The sequence below is a fragment of the Rhodopirellula sp. JB055 genome (genome assembly GCF_043100905.1).
Lineage (GTDB): Bacteria > Planctomycetota > Planctomycetia > Pirellulales > Pirellulaceae > Rhodopirellula.
The window spans coordinates 1-5,438 of sequence record NZ_JBICHO010000036.1; the positions used below are offsets into that span (position 1 = coordinate 1).

Below are 5,438 nucleotides of genomic sequence, written 5' to 3' on the forward strand. Positions count from 1 at the left end.
TGGCAACTGCACACACTCGAACGCAGCGAAGTTGCCTGGCCGATTAAAGTGTTGGCCTGGATCGGACTGGCGGTCGTCGTCGCACTTTCACTGAGAACGCTCAGCGGATTGATCTGAGCGTTTTCGCAAGATGCTGTTGAACATGGACTGCCACTGAGTCCACGAACTCAGTGGATCGCGGCAGCGAAGAGTTGCGCAATCTGGGCCTGTTGATCCGGATCGATCCACCGCAAATCGATCGCGACACCGTCATCGGAAACGTTCGCTATCAAGCAGGTTTCGCCCTTGGTCAATCGCTCGACGATGACCGCGGGGCTGGCCGTGTTGACTCGCACCAACACCTGACGCGACGGCAACTTGCCGGCTCCCAGTGGCGTTGTTGCCGGTTCCTGGGTGACGGTGGCCGATGTCACGCCGTCCAAACCAGACAACTGAGTCGCCAGGCGTTCGGCACGATCCTGCAAATTGCTTTCGCTGGCGGAAACCAAACGGTCCACCGGCAAACCATCGTCACACGCCAACAGCGCGGCCGCGTTCAACATCGCAACCAACACTTCCGGAGCTTGCAGCATCGCGATGCGTGGGTCTTCCTCCCAGGCTTTCATCCATTCGGTGCGTCCGATCAAGATGCCTATGTGGGGCGTTCCGGTCAGCACACCGCCGCCCATCAGAACACCGTCGGCACCTGCTTTGATCAGCTCCGCCGCACTGCAGCAGCCTTCCGATGATTTGCCAATCAGTCGCACCAACGGTGCCACCACGACTTCAGCAACACCGTGCTTGCGTCGCGTTTCGACATCGAGCGTGCAGGATGTTCTCGGCAATCGCACCAACGTGGTTGTTCGTTGGCCACCAAATGATCGACCGGGGCACCCGCTCATCGCGCCAACCAAATCGGCTTCTGTGAATCCTTCCGCGGTCCCCAATTCGCGAACCGATCCGCCGGTCCACCCTTGAAGTTCATCCGCCAAACAAGTGGAACGGCCCGCTTGCAAAGGAACCGCGCAACACCGCGGCACCAGGATGCGTCCCGAGCGTCGACCGCATTGACCGATCAGACTCAACCCCGCGTCAAACGAATTGACCACCAGCACCTGAACCTCGGTCCCACTGGCGTCCGACAAAAAACGCTCGACCGGTTGGGTGCTGCGTTGATTCTGAGGCAGAATGCAATCGCCCATCAAGTACGGCGCCGCAGCAGCCATCACCGCCGAATCGACTGCCACACCGCTTCCGCGTTCGTGCGTCAGATTCCCCGATCCATTGATCAGAGATTGCGGACGTTGAAAGGATGCCACGCCAGCCCATGCATCACGAAATGGGCCCACGCCGGCTTCCGCTTGCTTGAGAATGGAATCCACTTTTTCACGAGCCACGCGAGGCAGTTCCTCGACCAATTTGCTGGCTTGGTCCTTGAGGTTTTGAGCGGTTTCAGGATCGGTTGCTTGCCGAGCCAAATCCGCCACACCACGTCGCAATAAATCCACCGTCCAAGGAGGCAGTGCCATCAGAAATCATTTTCAGTAAGAGAAGAGGACCAATTCCAAACCGTCCCCTCCATCATCCTCGACGCTCCCTCGACACGCAAGAAAGGAATTCTCAGGGACGTTCGAGGCCTAAAAAGTCGTTGACGTTGGCGACCCGTTCTTCTGGGCCTGTTTCAGCTTTGGGGGCTCCGAACAAGGAACTGAAGAATCCGGGTGAGTCAGATTGCTTCGTCGCAGTCGACTCGGTTCCTGTTCCAGCGAACATATTCATCGGATTCAAACGAGCCGGATTGAATGTTTCTTTGGTCCGTTGCCATGACGCTGACGCGGTGTTCTTCACATCCGTCATCAAGCCGTTTTTGCGTTCCACAATCCGATTCTGATCGGCTTCAGGAACGAGGAAGGATGGCATCCTGAAACTGGGTGTCTTCGGCAGCGAGGGCATCTTCCAGTTCGCTGGGTTCAGCGTCGATGCCACTTTGGACAACGCTCCCGGCTCCGCTCCTTGAGCCGAGGCAGACGAAGCGGCCAAGCACTGGCTACCAACGAGCAAACAAACACAAAATGCGAGTCGACGCGAAAAAGGCGACATTTCAAAACGGGGCATTGAGAACGCTCCACGTACAACAATTCAGAACAACGATTCAGAAATTCAACGTTGGTTCAGCTATCGCTTTTCCGAACGAACCGTCGCAACCCCAGTTTGGGATTCACCATCACAAAAAGCGTGACAAAACGGTTTCAATAGGGCACGTCGATTCAATAAGGCACGTCGACTGCATCACATAGAAAACGCATGAACGGTCGGGCGTCGCGAATCAACTGGACGATCCGGGCCACGGCATTTCCGGCGGTGATCTCTTTGGGCGACACCTTCGCGATTCCGATGAAATCGATCCGACGCAAATCCTCGATCATCGGATGATCGCGATCGTAATCCCGCGGCGATGTCTTCAAACGATCCCCGCCCAGCTCAAAAGACGTGCGAAATGATTTGGCATCGCGTGCCCTCCGCCATGCTTTGGGATCGTCCGCGATAGCAGCCCGAATCGCTGCCAACGACTCACGCTGAGGCCGCCAAGCCCCCATCCCGACAAAGCATTCCTCCGCCGATAAATGCACGTACCCGCCGGGAGCATGGATGTCATCGGACACCGTTCCCGTGAAGCACGCGTCGTGACGCAGCGAGATTCCCACGTTGGTTTTGTAGGGCGTTTTGTCTTTGCTGAATCGGGTGTCTCGATAGATCCGCATCAACGACCCGCCTTGCGTTTTATCGATCACACGCAGCATCGGCGCAGACCGTTTCAACGGGACCGCAAGTTGCCGAATCAATTCGAGAGCCGGCTGACGAACTTGTTCTTCGTACCGCGATTTGTTCTCAGCAAACCATTCTCGGTTGTTGTTGTCAGTGAGGTCTTCCAGGAAATGGAACAACTCGGGTTGGATCGGAGACGTCATGAGGATCAGGCCGCGGTTGCTTGAGGAACTTTCTTGCCTTGCATTTGATAGACGTAACGCAAGATTTCCGCCACTGCCTGGTATTGCTCCGCCGGGACTTCCTGGCCGACGTCGACCAACTTGTAAAGTGCCTGAGCAAGTTCTTTTCGTTCCACCACCGGAATGCTGTTTTCCAATGCCAATCGCCGAATTCGCTGAGCGATCATGCCCGCCCCTTTGGCGACCACAATCGGTGCCGGCATCGTCAATGGATCGTACTTGATCGCGATCGCCAATTCGGTTGGGTTGCTGGCCACCACGTCGGCCTTGGGGACTTCTGTTCCCAATTGTCCCATCGCCAACTGACGGGCGACTTGTCGGCGACGCGCGGCGACTTGAGGATCGGCCTCCGTGTCCTTCATTTCATCGCGAACTTCTTGGTCCGTCATCATCAAGTCTTGTTCTGTCTTCCACCACTGGTAGACGTATTCGATCAGCGCAAGAACAAACAGCCCCACGCCGATCCACAACGACACACCAAACAAAGTGTCAAACATCGATTTGGCCAATTGCGGCACCGACAACGACGCCATGGAGATCACGTCCCCGTGGTAAGCACGCAGAGCCAGAAAAGCGATGCCGCCGATGATGCCGACTTTGAACATCCCAAACACCAACCGCATGAGCCCCTGCAGCGACAAAATCCGCTTGGCCCCAGACAGCGGACTGATGTTGCTCAGCTTGGGCATCAACTTTTCAGTCGACAACAACAAACCGGACTGAAAGATGTTGATCAACACGCCGCCGATGAACATCAACACCATCATCGGCACCGCGGCCATCGCCAAACGTTGAGCGATTTGCAAAATGTACTGCGTGGCGTCTTGGTTGGTCATGGGAGCCAACTTGGTTTCGCCGAGAGCCTGCTCGATGCCTCCCGCCAAATACCCCGCCATGTTTCCACCGATGGCATAAAGTATCCAGATCGCAGCCAGCAGCAGAGTCGCCGACGTCAGGTCTTGGCTTTTCGCGATCTGGCCTTTTTCGCGAGCCTGCCTGCGTTTGCGTTCTGACGCTGAATGCTTCTTATCTCCACCGGAATCAGACATCAGGCGTCGTCCAAATCGAGGACAATCGCTCGACGTTCGCCGTCAAGTCATCTTGGAACATCCAAGCGACCGAACCAATCGTCAGCGCCGTGACCACCAACATCGCCAGCGCGTTGATCGACAATCCAATCGCCAACACATTGATCTGCGGCAACGTGCGACTGATCAAACCAGTCACCAGGTTCGAAAGCAACAACGCGGCGATCACCGGCCCAGCAACGCGAATTCCGCTGGCCATTGAGTTGCCCATCACCACGATCACCGCTTCCATCATCGAATCGGTGAACTCAACGTTGCCCGGTGGGACGTGTTGAAAACTTTCGACCAACAACCTCAGCACCAACCGGTGGGCTCCCGTGATCAGCATCACCGTCGTGACCATCATGCCAACCATTCTCGCAAGCGCTGGCATGCTGCTGGAAGTGGTGGGGTCGACCGAATCACCAAGCTGCATCCCGCCGGTGCTGGTGATGGCTTCCCCAGCCAATTGCAAACCAGTGATGACCATTTGAGTCGTCGCGCCGATCAACATTCCAATCAATGCTTCGCGGCCAATTGCGACAGCCAATTCGGGCAGGTTTTCGATCGTTGGCATCGAAGGATGATCGCACTGGGCCGCCAAAGTCGGCATCAGAAGCGCGGTCAGGACCAACGCCAACAAAGCTCGAATGCGTTTGGGCACGCCCACACCAATCGCGGGCATTGCCATCAACAGCATCCCCAGACGCGTCAGCACCAAGGTGCCGAGAACGAGATGGTCGAAAATCAAATCGACAAAGGCCTGCATCGCTACAAACCGCCCGCGTCTTCAAAGACTTGCCGAGTGAATTCGACCATCCGTGACATCAACCACGGCAAACAAGCGATCAACACCGCGGCCATCGCCATGATCTTAGGAACAAACGAAACCGTTTGATCTTGGATCTGCGTGAGTGCTTGGATCAATCCAATCACCAACCCAGCCAACATGCCGACCGCCAACATCGGCAACGCCAAAACGACGGCGGCCAACAAGGCCTCACGGACCAAATCAATTGCATCGGAAGATTCAAACACGTTGCGTTATCCCATCGTTCCGAAACTGTTCATCAACATCTCAACCACCAGTCGCCAACCATCCACCAACACAAAAAGCAGCAGTTTGAACGGCAACGCGATCACAGCAGGGGGCAACATCAGCATCCCCATCGAAATCGTGACGCTGGCGACGACAAGGTCGACAATCAAAAACGGCAAGTAAATTTGAAAGCCCATCAAGAACGACGTTTTCAGTTCGCTCAAGATAAACGCGGGCAGGAGGACTCGCAGAGGCACATCATCAAACGTGCTGGGCACGACCGCGTCGGGGTCCATGTATCCATAGAACAACACCACGTCGTCTTCGTTGCGAGCTTCCCGAATT

General features: G+C 55.9%; 6 protein-coding genes and 1 pseudogene. All 7 read right to left on the minus strand.

Annotated elements, in window-relative coordinates:
• Positions 1-167: 167 nt before the first annotated feature.
• Positions 168-1,508: a hypothetical protein gene (locus tag ACF8AM_RS01310; RefSeq protein WP_392553898.1), complete on the minus strand. Its 1,341-nt coding sequence runs from the start codon at positions 1,506-1,508 to the stop codon at positions 168-170.
• A gap of 91 nt (positions 1,509-1,599) precedes the next feature.
• Complete coding sequence (locus tag ACF8AM_RS01315) at positions 1,600-2,094, minus strand: hypothetical protein (RefSeq protein WP_392553899.1); 495 nt, start codon at positions 2,092-2,094, stop codon at positions 1,600-1,602.
• 152 nt (positions 2,095-2,246) lie between these two features.
• Positions 2,247-2,948, minus strand: a complete 702-nt coding sequence (locus ACF8AM_RS01320; RefSeq protein WP_392553900.1) for a DUF2461 domain-containing protein — start codon at positions 2,946-2,948, stop codon at positions 2,247-2,249.
• A gap of 5 nt (positions 2,949-2,953) precedes the next feature.
• Positions 2,954-4,036, minus strand: a complete 1,083-nt coding sequence (locus ACF8AM_RS01325) for a flagellar biosynthesis protein FlhB (RefSeq protein ID WP_392553901.1) — start codon at positions 4,034-4,036, stop codon at positions 2,954-2,956.
• The gene (locus tag ACF8AM_RS01330) at positions 4,029-4,823 is read right to left on the minus strand and encodes a flagellar biosynthetic protein FliR (RefSeq protein ID WP_392553902.1); all 795 of its coding nucleotides are present in this window, start codon (positions 4,821-4,823) and stop codon (positions 4,029-4,031) included. The genes ACF8AM_RS01325 and ACF8AM_RS01330 overlap by 8 nt, the downstream gene beginning before the upstream one ends.
• Before the next feature lie 2 nt (positions 4,824-4,825).
• Positions 4,826-5,092 (minus strand): flagellar biosynthesis protein FliQ, encoded by a 267-nt coding sequence (gene fliQ, locus ACF8AM_RS01335; protein WP_392553903.1) that lies wholly within the window; start codon positions 5,090-5,092, stop codon positions 4,826-4,828.
• Between the two features lie 6 nt (positions 5,093-5,098).
• Positions 5,099-5,438, minus strand: a pseudogene (locus ACF8AM_RS01340) (flagellar biosynthetic protein FliP); the annotation flags it as partial.